The sequence below is a fragment of the Alteromonas confluentis genome (assembly GCF_001757105.1).
Taxonomy (GTDB): Bacteria; Pseudomonadota; Gammaproteobacteria; order Enterobacterales; family Alteromonadaceae; genus Alteromonas; species Alteromonas confluentis.
Genome location: NZ_MDHN01000036.1, coordinates 21655 through 38165, shown reverse-complemented (window position 1 = coordinate 38165; position 16511 = coordinate 21655). Strand labels below are relative to the sequence as shown.

The 16511-nt window shown below is 48.4% G+C and carries 17 protein-coding genes; 9 read left to right on the top strand and 8 right to left on the bottom strand.

What is annotated here, in order from left to right:
• Window positions 1–475 precede the first annotated feature (475 nt).
• The 4 genes from BFC18_RS15170 to BFC18_RS15155 all read right to left on the bottom strand — a co-directional run bounded on the left by BFC18_RS15170 (window position 476) and on the right by BFC18_RS15155 (window position 4315).
• Window positions 476–1381 (bottom strand): HNH endonuclease, encoded by a 906-nt coding sequence (locus tag BFC18_RS15170; protein ID WP_070126404.1) that lies wholly within the window; start codon window positions 1379–1381, stop codon window positions 476–478.
• Between the two features lie 168 nt (window positions 1382–1549).
• Window positions 1550–3193 carry a chaperonin GroEL gene (groL, locus tag BFC18_RS15165; protein ID WP_070126403.1) on the bottom strand — a complete coding sequence of 548 codons (1644 nt, stop codon included), beginning with the start codon at window positions 3191–3193 and terminating at the stop codon, window positions 1550–1552.
• Window positions 3194–3234: 41 nt separating this feature from the next.
• Window positions 3235–3525: a co-chaperone GroES gene (locus BFC18_RS15160; protein ID WP_070126402.1), complete on the bottom strand. Its 291-nt coding sequence runs from the start codon at window positions 3523–3525 to the stop codon at window positions 3235–3237.
• Between the two features lie 271 nt (window positions 3526–3796).
• Window positions 3797–4315, bottom strand: a complete 519-nt coding sequence (locus tag BFC18_RS15155) for an FxsA family protein (RefSeq protein WP_139139029.1) — start codon at window positions 4313–4315, stop codon at window positions 3797–3799.
• 253 nt (window positions 4316–4568) lie between these two features.
• Here BFC18_RS15155 and BFC18_RS15150 point away from each other — a divergent pair, with 253 nt between their 5' ends.
• The 6 genes from BFC18_RS15150 to BFC18_RS15125 all read left to right on the top strand — a co-directional run bounded on the left by BFC18_RS15150 (window position 4569) and on the right by BFC18_RS15125 (window position 10201).
• Window positions 4569–6374 (top strand): protein-disulfide reductase DsbD, encoded by a 1806-nt coding sequence (locus BFC18_RS15150; RefSeq protein WP_070126411.1) that lies wholly within the window; start codon window positions 4569–4571, stop codon window positions 6372–6374.
• A 262-nt stretch (window positions 6375–6636) separates the two neighbouring features.
• Complete coding sequence (aroQ, locus tag BFC18_RS15145; RefSeq protein WP_070126401.1) at window positions 6637–7068, top strand: type II 3-dehydroquinate dehydratase; 432 nt, start codon at window positions 6637–6639, stop codon at window positions 7066–7068.
• A gap of 19 nt (window positions 7069–7087) precedes the next feature.
• The gene (gene accB / locus BFC18_RS15140; RefSeq protein ID WP_070126400.1) at window positions 7088–7543 is read left to right on the top strand and encodes an acetyl-CoA carboxylase biotin carboxyl carrier protein; all 456 of its coding nucleotides are present in this window, start codon (window positions 7088–7090) and stop codon (window positions 7541–7543) included.
• Window positions 7544–7556: 13 nt separating this feature from the next.
• Window positions 7557–8900, top strand: coding sequence for an acetyl-CoA carboxylase biotin carboxylase subunit (gene accC / locus BFC18_RS15135; RefSeq protein WP_070126399.1), 1344 nt, complete (start codon window positions 7557–7559; stop codon window positions 8898–8900).
• A gap of 158 nt (window positions 8901–9058) precedes the next feature.
• Window positions 9059–9511: a DUF2721 domain-containing protein gene (locus tag BFC18_RS15130; RefSeq protein WP_070126398.1), complete on the top strand. Its 453-nt coding sequence runs from the start codon at window positions 9059–9061 to the stop codon at window positions 9509–9511.
• Between the two features lie 162 nt (window positions 9512–9673).
• Entirely contained in the window at window positions 9674–10201 is a 528-nt protein-coding gene (locus BFC18_RS15125) for a DUF3750 domain-containing protein (protein ID WP_070126397.1), read from the top strand.
• A 445-nt stretch (window positions 10202–10646) separates the two neighbouring features.
• Here BFC18_RS15125 and BFC18_RS15120 read toward each other — a convergent pair whose 3' ends face one another.
• Window positions 10647–12767 (bottom strand): exonuclease domain-containing protein, encoded by a 2121-nt coding sequence (locus BFC18_RS15120; protein ID WP_070126396.1) that lies wholly within the window; start codon window positions 12765–12767, stop codon window positions 10647–10649.
• A gap of 131 nt (window positions 12768–12898) precedes the next feature.
• Between BFC18_RS15120 and BFC18_RS15115 the strand changes: the two genes are divergently transcribed.
• The 3 genes from BFC18_RS15115 (at window position 12899) to BFC18_RS15105 (ending at window position 14222) form a co-directional block, all read left to right on the top strand.
• On the top strand, window positions 12899–13093 hold the full coding sequence (locus BFC18_RS15115) for a zinc ribbon domain-containing protein (protein ID WP_425388394.1): 195 nt from the start codon (window positions 12899–12901) through the stop codon (window positions 13091–13093).
• 14 nt (window positions 13094–13107) lie between these two features.
• Window positions 13108–13740 (top strand): flavin reductase family protein, encoded by a 633-nt coding sequence (locus BFC18_RS15110; RefSeq protein ID WP_070126410.1) that lies wholly within the window; start codon window positions 13108–13110, stop codon window positions 13738–13740.
• A gap of 188 nt (window positions 13741–13928) precedes the next feature.
• A complete protein-coding gene (locus tag BFC18_RS15105; protein ID WP_070126409.1) occupies window positions 13929–14222 on the top strand; it encodes a high-potential iron-sulfur protein in 294 nt (97 codons plus the stop codon).
• A gap of 31 nt (window positions 14223–14253) precedes the next feature.
• On the opposite strand, the gene BFC18_RS15100 is transcribed toward BFC18_RS15105, so the two are convergent.
• The 3 genes from BFC18_RS15100 to BFC18_RS15090 are packed head-to-tail and all read right to left on the bottom strand — an operon-like array spanning window position 14254 to window position 16503.
• Window positions 14254–14589, bottom strand: a complete 336-nt coding sequence (locus BFC18_RS15100; RefSeq protein WP_281182432.1) for a DUF3325 domain-containing protein — start codon at window positions 14587–14589, stop codon at window positions 14254–14256.
• A complete protein-coding gene (locus tag BFC18_RS15095; protein ID WP_245680404.1) occupies window positions 14589–16205 on the bottom strand; it encodes a PepSY-associated TM helix domain-containing protein in 1617 nt (538 codons plus the stop codon). The genes BFC18_RS15100 and BFC18_RS15095 overlap by 1 nt, the downstream gene beginning before the upstream one ends.
• 13 nt (window positions 16206–16218) lie before the next feature.
• Window positions 16219–16503, bottom strand: coding sequence for a hypothetical protein (locus BFC18_RS15090; protein ID WP_139139028.1), 285 nt, complete (start codon window positions 16501–16503; stop codon window positions 16219–16221).
• Window positions 16504–16511: the final 8 nt, after the last annotated feature.

Below are 16511 nucleotides of genomic sequence, written 5' to 3'. Positions count from 1 at the left end.
CTGTAAAGACCCCATCTGACTTAATGCAGATGGTCAGTCCGGTTTTATCCTCCACACCATTACTGGCTTTCTCAGGCCGGACCTTACTCACTACTACGGCTTCATCTGCCACCTCGCACCAACACCTGCCTTGAGTTTCCTCTCGTACAGATGCTTCTGGTTTATCACCAGAGACGGTGTCAGGCTTCCCCAGTTACTGCACCGGCTCCCTGTTAGAAATCCCACCCTCAAACACAATACAGGACTGACTGAGTATCGGGCTTCACGCTATTTTGCACGCTTACCCTCCTGTATTGCCGAATCAGGTTCACTTTCGTTGTGTACTTCTAACTTCCTATGGCTTCCTTCAGACCCTGCCGTTAGCCAGCAACGCCCTTGCCATTCGGATTATCTTCCCCTCAGTCAGGGTGATTCAGGTTTCTTTCAACCTGACGGGTTTGCCAGCTTCGCTGGGCAAACAAAAAGGCGCTGAGTGTTAACCCAACGCCTTTCTTTTGTCAAAAATTTCATTGTGATGTGACATATACTGACTGAAGCGCTGTTCTTGTTCAAACGTTAGATGGGAGTGATTAAGGCTGTAACCACTATCTATGCCCATGGCACTCAGTTCTCTAGCGTTTAGTTTTGGAGATAAAACTAGCGTGTACCCGCTTGCCATTTTCTTGAAAGTTATTAGATGGCTATCAAACAATTTGTCAACATGTGAGCAAAGTAAAAGACCGTTTGCTCCGTCAAGCCTCTCATCACTATTTTCACACTTGCTCCATGCTTTGATGTGTGAAGCAATTAGTAATTCACTAATTCCGCAAAGTGTCACCGCGCAGCATTCTGAATTCCAAAAATTTTTTACATTCGACTTAAATTTTCCCTGACCTAACCTAGACTTAATAAGTTGATGCTTTTCTGTCTCACTTAAATCTGTACTCGTAATATCCAATAGATCATCAGAAGTTGAGTCAACTATATTCCCGCGTAAATATCTTTCGATGACATCAATTACGTCTCTCGTTAACTCTCGTTGACAAGACTCATTTTGCTGACAGAAATGTTTTTGAAAATTGTTTCTTTTTAGTTTGTTTACTCGCTCGGGTAGCGCATCGCTCCACTCATCTTCATCAATACGTATCGGCTCAGAAAGCTTCGAATCATCTTTAAGTCTTAACCTATAAGGGCGATCGGACGTAGTGTCCGTGTATTTTCCTGTTGCCTCAAAACGACCGCATAATTCGAAATGCTCCCAGCCATGAATCTTCTGAAAGATATAAACTTTGTCGCCTAAGTTTACCTTATTAACCTTAATCATATTAGGGAAGCCATAACCCATTTCGACACTATAAACTTCCTTATTCTCTTTTGCGTGATACGCAAAATATGTCGCCATTCTATTTACCTCTTGATAGTTGAAATAAAAAAGGCGCTGAGTGATAAACCCAACGCCTTTCTTTTGGCTTCTATTCTGTCCTCTTTAGTGTCTACATTTTTGTATACTTAACTGCATACATCGCTTGTAAACCCTTGATTTAAAAGGACTAGACGGGAGCAGCTATGATTACATCATTCCACCCATGCCGCCCATTCCGCCCATGCCACCCATATCAGGTGCACCGGCTTCTTCTTTAGGCAGTTCAGCAATCATCGCTTCTGTGGTGATCATCAGAGAGGCGATAGAAGAAGCGAATTGCAGCGCAGAACGGGTCACTTTAGTTGGGTCAAGGATACCCATTTCCAGCATATCGCCGTAAGTGTCGTTACCTGCGTTGTAACCGTAGTTACCTTCGCCGTTCTTGATTTCGTTAACAACAACCGATGCTTCTGCACCAGAGTTGATAGAGATTTGACGCAGAGGCGCTTCCATCGCGCGCAGAGCCAGCTTGATACCGTGAGTCTGGTCTTCGTTTTCGCCAGTCAGGTCAACCAGTTTAGCGGCTGCACGAACCAGAGCAACACCACCACCAGGTACTACGCCTTCTTGTACCGCAGCGCGGGTCGCGTGCAGTGCATCTTCAACGCGATCTTTCTTCTCTTTCATTTCAACTTCAGTAGCAGCACCTACTTTGATTACCGCAACACCGCCAGACAATTTAGCCAGACGCTCCTGCAGCTTCTCTTTGTCGTACTCAGAAGTAGAATCTTCGATTTGACCACGGATTTGTGCGCAACGACCATCGATAGCCGCTTCGTCACCTGCGCCGTCAACAACAGTCGTATTGTCTTTGTTGATAACAACGCGTTTCGCAGTACCTAAGTCTTCCAGCTGAACTTTTTCCAGCTCCAGGCCAATCTCTTCAGAGATAACAGTACCGCCAGTCAGAACAGCGATGTCCTGCAGCATAGCTTTACGACGGTCACCGAAACCAGGTGCTTTAACAGCAGCTACTTTCACGATACCGCGCATGTTGTTAACAACCAGCGTCGCAAGTGCTTCGCCTTCAACATCTTCAGCAATGATCAGCAGAGGCTTGCCTGCTTTCGCCACGCCTTCCAGCGTAGACAGCAGTTCACGGATGTTAGACACTTTTTTGTCAACCAGCAGGATGAACGGGTTGTCTAATTCAACAGTGCCATTTTCCTGGTTGTTGATGAAGTAAGGAGACAGGTAACCACGGTCGAATTGCATACCTTCAACCACGTCCAGCTCGTTTTGCAGAGCCTGACCTTCTTCAACAGTGATAACGCCTTCTTTGCCTACTTTTTCCATTGCTTCAGCAATGATTTGACCCACTTCTGAGTCTGAGTTAGCAGAGATAGTACCTACCTGAGCGATAGACTTGCTGTCAGCACAATCAGTAGACAGTGCTTTTAATTCTTCAACAGCTGCAGCAACGGCTTTATCGATACCACGCTTCAGATCCATCGGGTTCATGCCCGCAGCAACAGATTTCAGACCTTCAGTTACGATAGCCTGCGCCAGAACAGTTGCAGTAGTAGTACCGTCACCGGCTTCGTCGTTTGCTTTAGACGCGACTTCCTTAACCATCTGCGCGCCCATGTTTTCGAACTTGTCTTCCAGCTCGATTTCTTTGGCTACAGATACACCATCTTTAGTGATGGTAGGGGCACCGAATGACTTATCCAGTACTACGTTACGGCCTTTAGGACCTAATGTTACTTTTACTGCGTTTGCAAGGATGTTAACGCCTTTCAGCATCTTCGTGCGGGCGTCATCACCAAAACGTACTTCTTTAGCTGCCATGTTTAAATTCCTCTAAATACGGTTAAAACGTTAAACGTCTATTACTCAACGATTGCCAGAATGTCGCTTTCGCTAACGATAAGCACTTCTTCACCTTCCAGCTTCTCGGTTTTTACACCGTAACCGTCGTTGAAAATAACGGTGTCGCCAACTTTTACGTCAAGAGCTTTAACTTCACCGCTCTCAAGGATACGGCCGTTACCCACAGCGATAACTTTCGCACGGGTAGATTTTTCTGCAGCAGAACCGGTAAGCACGATGCCGCCGGCAGATTTGGTTTCTTGCTCAGCGCGCTTAAGGATTACGCGGTCGTGTAAAGGACGAATTGCCATTTTCAAGTCTCCTGAAAATTCCAACTATCTAAATGTTAGTTATTAGGACGCACGGTCTTATGTACGCCATTTACTTAAGAAAGAAGCCGGTAAACCCAGCCTCAATTCGTGTTCTGCGTGGATAAATGGGGTAGTCACCTTACAAGTTCAAGGGGATTAAGTGAAAAAAATGCAAAATTTTTTCAATTTCTTGAGGTCAAGAACTAACTGATTGATTATGAATGCGCAGTTGCCGCACACCACATTGGCGTGCGGGGGGGGGGTTGTATTGCTACTTATTGAGGCGGGGATTAGTGTCGCTGTCAGACTTGTCGGTGTACTGCCCTTCAAATACGTCACCATTTTCCTGACGAGGGCCACCGTGGAACTGCTGACCAAACGGGTCGGCGTCCCCAGCGAAGGGTCCTTGCTGATTAAAACCGGAAGACGTCACAACGCGCATCTTCATATGTTTCTTCACCGATGCACCGATAAGGTGGCGGGTGACAGGCAGCACCAACAGAATACCCAATATATCGGTGATGAAACCCGGCGTGACCATAAGCACTCCGGCCACGGCCAGCATGATACCGTCGACCATTTCTTGTCCGGGCATTTCGCCCTGCTGCATTTTCATCTGCGCTTTTTGCAGCGTATGCAAGCCTTCTCGTTTTACAAAATAAGCGCCGATAAAGGCAGTAATGAGTACGATCGCAATCGTGTTCCATCCGCCGATAATGCCACCCACTTTCACTAGCAGGGCTATTTCAATGATGGGCATTATGGCAAACAGCAAAAATAATATTCGCAAGAGTTAACCTCGTTGGCTTAAGTTCATAAAGCCAGTGCGTCGCTTGTTGTTAAGCCGAACACTGACATGCGTGAATAAGTAAAATGGGGGTTTACCCCTTAAATACAAGTTTGTATTGATATGAGTACGACAGAATTCGCGACAGAGGGTTCGTGATTTTATTAAAAATCTGAAAGAATACGAAACCGACTGCGGTCAGATATAAGGTTACTGTTACCCTTACCTGAATGCGTTTTTGAAGGATATGCTGAATATGAAGTCTGTATCGTCACTGCTGTTAACCTGTTTGCTCACCTTGTTTTGCTTTCAGGCAACTGCCCAAATCCCCCAGTTCAACCAGGGCGGAAACTTTATACAGCAGGAGGAGCCAGAGTTCCTTGCGGTAGAGGATGCTTTCGTATTCAGTTATGAGCAGCAGGGCGATGAGCTCGTCATTCATTTCGATATAGCCCCCGACTACTACCTTTATAAGTACCAGTTCAAACTGGTAGGCAAAGATGTCACCTTGGGTGAACCCGCGTTCCCACCTGGTAAAGAAAAAGAAGACGAATTTTTCGGTAAAACCGAAGTATATTATGTGGACGTTTCTTTTACTGTTCCTGTAGAACAGGCCATCCAGGATGGCGTGGTGAAGGTGCGTTATCAAGGCTGCGCCGATGCTGGGCTTTGCTATCCGCCTACCGTGAAAGTGATTTATCTGAATGCTGTCGGTGATGCTGCAGCATCTTCAGATACTGGCACGCCTGACACCGCTTCCGATGAAGTTGCCTCTGAGCAATTTGGTTTGGCTGAGCGTCTGGCCGATAAAGAAAATCTCGCGGTAACCCTGCTGCTGTTCCTGGCACTCGGTATCGGCCTGGCATTTACGCCCTGCGTTTTCCCCATGTATCCCATTCTGTCTGGCATTGTACTTGGACAGGGTATAGGCATGAGCTTAAGCCGTGCTTTCACGCTCAGCTTTATTTATGTGCAGGGTATGGCGATTACCTACTCCATTCTGGGCCTGGTGGTTGCATCGGCTGGCGTGCAGTTTCAGGCAGCGCTTCAGCATCCGGCCATACTAGGGGTGTTTATTGTTCTGTTTATTGCCCTGGCCATGGCCATGTTCGGCATGTATGAAATTCAATTGCCTTCGTCCTGGCAGAGCAAACTGAACGATGTCAGTAACAACCAAAAACGGGGCAACTTCGTTGGTGTGTTTGTTATGGGTGTGTTGTCTGGCCTGGTCGCGTCTCCGTGCACCACCGCGCCACTCACTGGCATTCTGCTATTTATTGCTCAGACCGGCGACATGACCTTGGGCTTTATTTCACTTTATGTGCTGAGTTTAGGCATGGGTATTCCACTCATTCTGTTTGGTATGACAGGCGGCAAACTGCTGCCTAAAGCGGGCAACTGGATGAATGTGGTAAAAGTGAGTTTTGGTTTCATGATGCTGGCCGTCGCCCTCATCTTTGTTGAACGCCTGTGGAGCAACGACTACATCAATTTGCTCTGGGCTGCTGTAGGTTTAGCCACATTCTCCTATTACAGCGTGATGAACCAGAACACTGCCCCTTCATTTATGAAAGGTGTGCGAACACTGCTAATTACATTGGGCCTGTTTGGTAGTGCCATGGTGTGCTATGTCACATTATTCGGCTCTCCGGCGGTTACTTACAGCGGTCAGACGCAGTCTTCCGCAGACAGCCACCCGGAATTTATGGTGGTCAAAAACATCGGTGATTTTGAAGCGAAGCTGGCCGCCGCCAATGCCGATGGCAAAACAGTCATGGTCGATTTATACGCCGACTGGTGTGTTGCCTGTAAAGAGTTTGAGAAGTATACCTTCCCCGATCCTGCCGTTATCGATGCGCTTTCTAACACGGTATGGATGCAGATTGATTTAACCGATAATACCCCGACAAACCTGGCCTTCCAGAAGGAATTCGATGTGCTGGGCCTACCCACGATTTTGTTTTTCGATACTCAGGGAGAAGAGTTGAAAAAGGCGAGAGTAACAGGTTTTATGAAAGCCGATGCCTTTGCTAATCATGTGAACGCTGCGCTGAAAAACTAAATGAAGCCCGTCCGGAAGAGTCAAACGCAGACTCTTCCGGCAATATTGGGTTTTATAAATGAAGCAAAATCCCCGCCAGAAAACTTGCGCCTATTTCCCCTGATTAGACCAGTATTTTGCTGCGAAAACTCTCCTATCATCTATAATCGTCGCCAATTTGGTGGATTTTAACTGAACCCAGTTTAAATTTCGTGCAAGCAGACTTATTTTCTGTTGAAATGCGTTGCAAGCAGTCACTTATAAGCAAGATAGCAGCAGTTTTATGGAAATTTTGTTACTTAATGGCCCCAACCTGAATATGTTGGGCAAGCGTGAACCGGAAACCTACGGTTACCAGACGCTACAGGACATTGTCGATAATCTGGCCGAAAAAGCCAGTGCGGCAGGCGCCACGCTGCACCATTTTCAGTCTAATGCTGAATTTGAACTGATCAACCGCATCCATGACGCCATGGGTAATATCGACGCGATTATTATTAATCCGGCGGCGTTCACCCATACCAGCGTTGCATTACGGGATGCACTGCTAAGTGTAAACATTCCCTTCATCGAAGTGCACCTGTCAAATGTGCATGCAAGGGAACCTTTTCGCCACCATTCATATCTATCTGACGTTGCTGCCGGTGTCATCCTTGGCTTAGGAGCCATAGGTTATGAGCTCGCATTGACGGCTGCTCTGAACTTACAAAACTAAATTAGAACGAGAAATGACAATGGATATCAGAAAAATTAAAAAACTAATCGAACTGGTTGAAGAATCCGGTATTGCCGAACTGGAAATCACCGAGGGCGAAGAGTCTGTTCGAATCCACCGCGGTCCTACTGGTGTTGCCGCACCAATGACTTACAACTATGCAGCGCCTGCACCTGCTGCTCCGGCTCCTGCCGCCGCGCCAGCTGCTGAAGCAGCACCTGCTGTTGAAGCGGGCCCTACTGGCCATCAGGTTAAGTCACCAATGGTTGGTACGTTCTACCGTGCATCTTCTCCAACTGCAAAAGCGTTCGCGGAAGTAGGCCAGTCAGTAAACGTTGGCGACACCCTGTGTATCATCGAAGCAATGAAAATGATGAACCAGATCGAAGCTGACAAAGCCGGTGTCATCAAAGCTATTCTGGTAGATAACCAAGAGCCTGTAGAGTTCGATCAGCCACTGTTCATCATCGAATAATCGGGCGGTATCTATGTTAGATAAAGTACTTATTGCTAACCGCGGCGAAATTGCCCTGCGGATTTTGCGTGCCTGTAAAGAGCTAGGCATCAAAACCGTGGCGGTACATTCCACTGCGGACAGAAACTTAAAACACGTACTGCTGGCAGATGAATCAATCTGTATTGGTGGTGCGTCTGCAACTGAAAGTTATCTCAACATTCCGCGCATCATTGCAGCGGCCGAGGTAACCAATTCAATCGCAATCCACCCTGGTTACGGTTTCCTGGCGGAAAACGCAGCGTTTGCTGAAGCGGTCGAGAAAAGCGGTTTTATCTTTGTTGGTCCAAAAGCAGACACCATCAACCTGATGGGCGATAAAGTTTCTGCTATCAACGCCATGAAAAAAGCCGGTGTACCTTGTGTACCAGGTTCCGATGGCCCACTGACTGACGACGAAGAACGCAACAAAGCCATCGCAAAACGTATTGGTTATCCAATTATCGTTAAAGCCGCCGGTGGTGGTGGTGGTCGCGGTATGCGTGTTGTGCGTAGCGAAAGCGAACTGATCCAATCTATCGCAACCACACAGGCAGAAGCCGGTGCCGCGTTCGGTAACCCGGTTGTTTACATGGAAAAATTCCTTGAAAACCCACGTCACGTTGAAATTCAGGTACTGTCTGACGGTCAGGGTAACGCGATTCACTTAGGTGAGCGTGACTGTTCAATGCAACGTCGCCACCAGAAAGTGGTTGAGGAAGCGCCAGCGCCAGGTATCTCCGAGCAGATGCGTAACAAGATTGGCGAGCGCTGCTGTAAAGCTTGTGTTGAAATCGGTTATCGCGGCGCGGGTACTTTCGAGTTCCTGTACGAAAACGGCGAGTTCTACTTCATTGAAATGAACACCCGTATTCAGGTTGAGCACCCGGTTTCAGAAATGATCACCGGCGTAGACTTAATCAAAGAGCAGCTGCGTATTGCTGGCGGTCAACCGCTGTCTGTCGACCAGTCTCAGGTACAGGTTCGCGGTCACGCTATCGAGTGTCGTATCAACGCTGAAGATCCGGAAACCTTTATTCCAAGCCCGGGCACAATTAGCACTTTCCACTCGCCGGGTGGTTTGGGCGTACGCTGGGAATCGCATATCTACAGCGGCTACACAGTACCACCGTACTATGATTCGATGATTGGTAAACTGATCACTTACGGTGAAAGCCGTGACGAAGCCATCGCCCGTATGCGCCACGCGCTGGACGAGCTGGTTATCGAGGGGATCAAAACCAACATTCCTCTGCAGCGTCGTATTATGGCTGACGAGAACTTCTGTGCCGGTGGAACGAACATCCACTACCTCGAGAAGAAGCTCGGCATGGCATAAGCCTGCTGTCATTTTAAAAACACCCGCTTCTGCGGGTGTTTTTGTTTGCGCTTAAGAATTAGCGTTATCAACATTATGCACAGAATTATTGCTGACGATGATATTCAGCTGATTTAATATAGCCCCTAAAATAATCATAACAATGAATAGGCCTGCTTTTGGAAACGCTTATTACCCCTTTGTCTGAACTGATAAAAATTGCCGTTGCTCCGGTATTCTTACTCGCCGGTATCGCCGGTTTTCTCAATGTGATGTCTGGACGTTTAGGTCGGATTTCCGACCGGGTACGGGTTGCAGAGCGAAATATTCAAACCTTCGCCGACGCAGAGCGAATACAACGCAACAAACGCGAAATTCTGGTGCTATGGCGACGTATCAAAGTAATAAACTGGGCTATCGGTTTATGTGTCTCTTCGGGCCTGTTGGTTTGTACCGTTATCATGTCTTTGTTCGCAGGAGAATTATGGCGTTTGAATCTGAACGTTATGGTGATCACGCTATTTATGTTAGCGATGGCATTTCTGGTTAGTGCTCTATTGGTGTTTCTGATTGAGATCCGGCTCGCCACCAAGACCATCGACATATTCCGCTCGGTGCGCTCGCTAGACTAAGATCGCTGCAAGTTCCCACTAAAAACACCCGCTTTAGCGGGTGTTTTTGGCTAAAGAGACACTTAACTCCACACCCGCCCCGAAGATCGGTTCAGCTACCGAAACCCAGTTGTATCTTGTTCACTACTTTCACAGTATAAATTTGCGAACAGGAGATATTACATGCGAAGAATTTTTCTTTTAAGTCTGATGTTACTCACAGGCGGTTGTTCCAGTCAGGATTGGCGCAGCGCATCCCGCGAGCCTGCGGGTATTGCCTTTGCCCCTGCCGAGTTCAATGATGCGGTGATTGAAGTTTACGCGGCAGATGCATACAGCTGGCGCGGGTGGTTTGCGGTACATACCTGGATAGCCGTAAAAGGTGAAGGTGCACCTGAATATACCGTGTATGAAGTGGTTGGCTGGCGGGTGCGAAGTGGCTCACCGGCATTACGTTCGTTTACCACAGAAAACCCCGATCGCTACTGGTATGGCGCGAAGCCAGAGAAGGTGTTATCGGTTACGGGTGAAAAGGCGGCAAAATTGCTGCCAGACGTGGAAGCGGCTATTGCCCGTTATCCATACGCCAACGAATACACACTGTTTCCTGGCCCCAACAGCAATACTTTTCCTGCCTGGGTAGGTTTACAAGTACCTGAACTGGAGCTGGATATGCCGTTCAGTGCTATTGGCTCAGGCTACGCCGATTGAGCCACCTTTTACTCTGATAGCGGTTATTGTGATCATTCGTAAAAAGCGATTTCAACAATCACTTTTTCTACATTTTCAGACCAAGTGGTCAGGTATATTATTAACACATTCAAGAAGTAGCCAAGCTACTTTGCATCTCTCCCGATGACCTTGAATCTTTCAAAGCTGCACTCTGTGGCTTGTGTGTTTCCTACATTGGAGTCCTCCTCCATTACGTTCCTTTCAGGCCAGCCGGACGCTGGCCTCTTTTTTATCTTTTGAATTTCACGTTTTTGCATCGATGATGCTTACTTCAATGTGCTTTTCCAAAAACAGTCGGTTGTCAGAAAGAAAAAAGCCCGCCGGAGGGGGCGGGCAAAGCAAGAACGCGTAAGCACTTTCAACAGTGCGTACTTTTTACGGTAGAAGAATAAGAGGCAGTTCAACTTCTAACATTAAGGTTTTTTTAGTCAACCTGCTGCGACATCACTAACAGTTCTGCTGCAGCTCTGGCATCCGAAAGCGCGCGGTGATGTTGCTCCATTTTCACTTCGAAATGTTTGGTAAGGTTTGCCAACGAATAAGACGGTAACCCAGGGAAGGCCTTTCGCGACTCTCTCACTGTACACAGTTTCGGTCGTCGGAACGGGCGCTCAAGGCGAGCAAATTCCTGCTTGATAAAGCCGTAATCAAAATTCACGTTATGGGCTACAAACACGCAATCCTGAGTGAATTCGTCGATGGCATCGGCAATCTCGGCAAATACAGGCGCATCCACCACCATGTCATTACTGATGCCGGTGAGCCGGGTGATATTGGAGGGAATGTGACGCTGCGGATTAATCAGGCTTTGCCATTCGTCCACCACTTCACCATTCACTATTTTCACAATACCAACTTCGGTTATACGATGATACTGACTGTGTCCACCGGTGGTTTCAATATCCACCACCGCGTAAGGTTGCTGCGGATCGCGATACCAGCTGACCTGCGTGATCTGCACTTCAAAACCAGCCTGCTGCAGTTTTTGGATACTCACCAGCTGATTGCGCCGCAGTTGATCACCAGGCGCTTTAATCTCTTCGAACCGCAATAAGCCGTTTTCCAGCACCATAATGTCGGGGAAGCCATCGCGTAAGCTGTTAAAGTCTTCGGCCATCATTTTAATCACCTGAAGCACTTGCTCAATAGGTGCATGGGCGAGCAACCCTTTGATGGGATCGAGTACCTTCGTGCCCCATAAGAACAAGCTATTGGCTTTGCCATAATGGGCTGCCGCCATGGCTGCAATATGTTTCATCAGGGCCGCAGCATTGTCTACTTTGGCTAGCAGCGCGTCGATGTCAGTGTGAAACGTGGTATAAAAGTTGTTGTTCTTCAGGCTCTGTGGACGACGATCGAACTCGGTAACCGGCGCGTCCTTTTCAAACAAAATGGGCCAGAAGGTGAGCGCAAATAAGCTCCGCCACAGCCGGTTTTCCGTGCGCCACGCCTCAATATTGTGGCGTTTGTACCAAGCAATCACACCTTGTTCTACGGCCTGGTTTTGGCTTTCATCCAATTGCAGCGTGCGGGAAGCGTTGCGTAGCATGTCGGTAACCACGCTGGTGCGCTTTTTATGGTATTTACGCTGATAGAAATCTTCTGCAAAGGCGAGCAGGGTATCGGAGGCAGGAGAGTCGATGATGGCTTCCAACTGTGCCTTAACCTCGTCTTTTCGGCCCTCTTTATAGGCTTCCCGTAGCCACTTTTCCTTTGCAGCATCCCCCGGCGCTTTTTCGAGAAATTGCAGCGCAGCATGGCGGTCAATGCTCAATAGCTTTGACCCCAATTTAGTGTGATAGCGTTCGGCATAAACCTGGGAAATGGTGGAAAATGTTTCGGGCTGCGGCTTTGCGCCCAGTGCTAACAGCTCGTTGTTGTTAAGAAAGTCGAATTCATCGGCACCGCTGGCATAATGAAAGGCCGCCTGCGCATCTTCCGGTATATCGAATCGCGCCTGGTCAGACACCGCCTGCTGTCGGGTTCGCATTATGCCCAAATCGCGCATAGAAAACTGGTTCAGCCGCCCTTTGTTGTTGCCGAAATACAAAAATAGCAGGTAGCGCATGGCACTATCAAAGCGACAGAACAGTAAATGTTCCACCGATAATGACGACGGCCAACCCTGTGTTTCAACGGCATCAAACAGCAGGGTCATCAACTCTGCTTTTTTCGCCGACACTACAAACCCGGAAACGCCCAAATCCCGCAGACACTGCAGCACATCGGCTTTGGTCAGCATACCGGCCATTTCCCACACTGGTGCTTCAGATAACGGGCCAAACCAGCCGCTGGTAATTAACGCATCGAGTTGCACTTGTGGCTGGTTTATTTCTTCGTAATAGAAGTGTTCGCGATTGATGATGGCGTATTTACGGTTTGCAGCACGGGCAATGATGCACTGTTGTGGCTCAGGTAACGCCTGAAAATCTGCAATAAACCGGCGACTTTTTTCATCCAGCAAAGCCGCGCTGGCTCCAGAGAAGAAAGCCAGAAATTCACTAAAATGATCGAGGTAGTATTTTTCAGGTAACGTCTTGCGCATTTTTCACACCAACACTGTACACCCAACTAAGTGTATATTTATACAGAAGTGACGATCAAGCCGATTTTCATTAAATCCGTAAGCCGGGGTTTTTCGTAAACACTCAACATCACACAAAGATAAGAGAGTACATGATGAGTCTTGCCACACCGATGACGTTTCACTGCCCTTACTGCATGGAACCCAATGAAGTAGAGGTTGATGAATTGAACGATATTGATGTTATGCAGGTGCTGGATTGTCAGGTATGCTGCCAACCCATCGAAATGACAGTAACGGGCGAGAGCGGAAACCTGTCCGTTCAGGTTGAACAGGAAAATGCCTGAGTAGGATGAGTAAAATGCAGCATTATACGTTTGACGATTTAGACCAGGCCGACAAAGCCTTTCGTACTAACTTTGTTAACTGCTTGTCGGGTTACAAGAGTGCCAACCTGGTTGGCACTACCGATGGTAAAACGCACAACCTGGCGATTGTCAGCTCAGCCTTTCACGTGGGCGCCCATCCACCTCTAATGGGCATTTTGTTCCGTCCAGATTCAGTATCCCGTCATAGTTTGGAAAATCTGACTGAAGCCGGTGAATATACGCTGAATGCCGTATCAGCAGATTGGACAGACAAAGCGCACCAAACCGCTGCGCGTTACGACAAAGCCATGAGTGAATTTGACGCTGTAGGCCTCACGCCCGAGTTTATCGAACCGTTCCCGGCTCCTTTCGTGCAGGAAAGTCCACTGAAAATTGGTTTGTCGGTGGAAGAGGTTACCCATCTACACTGCAATAAAACGATTCTGGTCGTTGGCCGGGTTCAGCACGTCATGATTCACCCCGAGGCGGTTGGAACAGATGGGCAAATTGCACTTGATGCGCTAGGTCTTGCCTGCGTGAGTGGACTGGATACGTATCACCAGCCACAAAAAATCGCCCGCTATGCTTACGCTAAGCCCGAGCGACCGCTTACGCGAATTGATTAGGCTATTCGCCTTCACCGGGTCATCGACGTTGGCGTGAAGAACATTTAATCTGCCGCAAATTTACTATGGAACCGATTGGCAGATGCTAAGATCTAACGTATAACAATGGCGACAAAGCCTGCGTTATGCAGTTTTTTTATTTTTCATCGTGTAAGCTTGTTGTGAAGCAAAGCTTATCGGAGTTCACTATGAGTCACGCAGACAGGCGTAAATTTTTAAAAATGTCTGGCGGCGCATTGATAGGTTTAACCTTCAGTGGCGTTGCACTGAGAGCGAATGCACAGGAAAAAGTGTCGCCGTCCGATGCGGATGCGAAAGCCCTCGAATACGCAGAAAAGTCGCCGGTAGAAGGCAGCACCTGCAGCAATTGCATGTACATCGATGGCGCTGAAGGCGATGCATACCGCCCTTGCAAAGCCTTTGCTGGCCGTTTGGTTAACAGCAACGGCTACTGCAAAATTTGGGTGAAGCTGCCAGGCTGATAGCTTTGTGGTGACATTCAATATGTCGGCCTCAGCGGGCAATCGCCCGCTGTAGTAAACCGCCTGGCATCAGCCACATCCAACACACGCGCACAAAACCGGGGAGATAGGTGTAAAACAGTGACACCATTGCCGCGGCAACATGCATTAATCCGCACCACACCACCAGCCCGATTTCCGTTTCCCATCCCGCAATGGCAGGCCAGGTAGCAACAAGTAGAAAACTACTACCGAGCACCTGGAAAATGATTTTACCGTAGGCAATATCATCAAGATCCTTGCCGGTAACGGCACTAAAGTGCTTTGTATTCGCCATGGAAAAATGCATAAACCCTATGCAGCAAAGCACTAAACACAAAAGGGTCATCATGCTGGTTGCTCCGTTTTGGTTCTTCCGCGAGGACGCACAGGTTTCATATTGTCGGCGTCGGGCTTACGATTCGCCGCAGCCGATCTTCGCTTTGGTTTACCACCGTTTTTCAGTTTTACTACGGCATACCAGCACAAAATACCAATAAGAACACAGGCAACGTCAAACACCATTCTCAATGCGTCGGGTACACCCACAGGTGACGTAACCACATCGAGAACCGGCAGCAATGAGAACAGTGCCGCTGCTGCGGCCGTTTGCCATAGCCAACCCATCCGATCCCTGCGCAATAAACCGGCAATGACACAAGCTAACCAGGCTATAAAAAATACCCGCACTTCCCAATCACTTCGCATCGCCATATCGGCAGGGATCAGCCTGTTCGACCAGAAGTAAGCGCCGGTGGCAACCATCAAACCCGCAATTGCACCAATATTTGTGCCTCTAACCAACTCAAACCCTTTCAGGCCCAGTTGTTTCTTAGCCCGTTTCTCGACCCACAAAATTGAGCCGGTGCCCACCATAAGCGTGCCGAGAATACCGGCAAAGAACAGCAACCAGCGCGTGACTGAGTCGGCGAACCGTGCCTGATGCAGCATGTCCATGTAGTTGTAAACCGCCTGCGTGGTATTTGGCGCCGTGCTTGCCGGGTCTTCGCTGATCCGCTCACCTGATGCATTAAAAACCAGACCGCTGTTTCCGCCTCGCCCTGCCGACAACTCAACACGGTTCGCACCAGATACGGTAAACGTTGTGTTCTCCTTACCCGGGTTCTTAATGGTAATACGGTCTACCGGTACGCCCCAATGCGCAGACGCTTTTGCCATGATAGGGGCTAATAGTGCGGAATGATTAATATGCGGGGCGATGGGCTCGGCGTTAACAACCTCGGCCGGTCTGCCGCCACGCTCCTGCGGCGCGCCGCCTTCTGGTGGTCCACCATGGCCGCCACCATTACCATTCCAGGGTAGCAAAGTGCCGCCGAGGAGCAGTAGCCCTGAGAAGGTAATCATTAGATGGAAAGGCAAGGCTAATACTGAGGCCAGCACGTGCCCGTCTATCCACGACAGCAGTTTTTTCTTCGGCCGGAACATGAAAAAATCAGCGAATATTTTGCGGTGCATAATGACCCCACTGACAATACCAATGAGCATCATCATGCTGACGATACCAACCAGCGTTTCTCCCAGCCAACGGGGCATGGCATAAAGCTCGAAGTGAAAGCGATAAAGAAAGTTGCCACCCGCTGTGTCACGGGGGGCGAGGTCTTCGCCGGTAGACGCATCTAACTGAGAACGTTGTGCAAAGAGCTGCTCCCGACCTCGCTCATTGCCGTAGCGCCAACTCACGCTCACGGTTTCTGAGCGTTCAGTGGGTAAAGAGATACTCCACTCTTTAGCATCTGGAGCTTTGTTCAGTAAATATTGATAGCCGACCTCTGCACTGTTTTCAGACGGTGTCGACACATGAAGTTCTGGCTGCATCCAATGGGTTATTTCTGCCCGGAAAAATGCCAATGTGCCGGTAAAGAAAATGGCAAACAGGATCCAACCTGCAGTAATGCTACTCCAGGTATGTAACCAGGTCATTGACTGACGAAGAGAACCTTTCATTCAGAAATTCCTTTTATGAAAATACGCCAGACCAAACGAGTGCCCAGGCCACCGCATTGGTTGCAAGCCCTGTAACGAGCACCTTTTGAAGGTCGTTTATCGCGAAAATCCAAATGATGTAAACCGTATAAACGAGGAAAAACACCATTCTGATAAAAGCCACTTCTTGCCTGTCTGACATTTCATTCATGGCAGCAAACAACAAACTGATCGCTGTAGACGCGGCGTAACCGCCTGCCACCGCTATCACTACCCGTAGGGTGATTGCCGTGGCTGGAGAAACATTCCCTGTATTCATGCTTGTTT